The organism is Corallococcus sp. AB030 (genome assembly GCF_003668965.1).
Lineage (GTDB): Bacteria > Myxococcota > Myxococcia > Myxococcales > Myxococcaceae > Corallococcus > Corallococcus exiguus.
Genome location: NZ_RAWQ01000552.1, coordinates 1 through 247, shown reverse-complemented (window position 1 = coordinate 247; position 247 = coordinate 1). Strand labels below are relative to the sequence as shown.

Sequence of the window (247 nt, the reverse complement as noted above, 5' to 3'; positions counted from 1 at the left end):
CATGTCGGTGCACTCACCAGGGGTGCTCAGCTCTTCCTTTCCCTGCAAGCTCAACCCTGCCCACGGGGCTGGCGGCCGCTCGGCCTCCAGCACCTTTCTTCAGATAATTAGGGACACCCCCTAGGGCGTGTCCGCAAATTAGAGCCAGAGGCGGATGGAGGCGATATGGACCATCGCCAGGTAGTTGGCGGCGCGCTTCTCATAGCGCGTCGCCACCCGCCGGTTCTGCTTCAAGCGATTGAAGAGA

Annotated in this window: 1 pseudogene; it reads right to left on the bottom strand. The window is 61.5% G+C overall.

The window, feature by feature from the left end:
• Positions 1 to 138 precede the first annotated feature (138 nt).
• A pseudogene (locus tag D7Y15_RS44005) lies at positions 139 to 247 on the bottom strand (IS5/IS1182 family transposase); the annotation flags it as partial.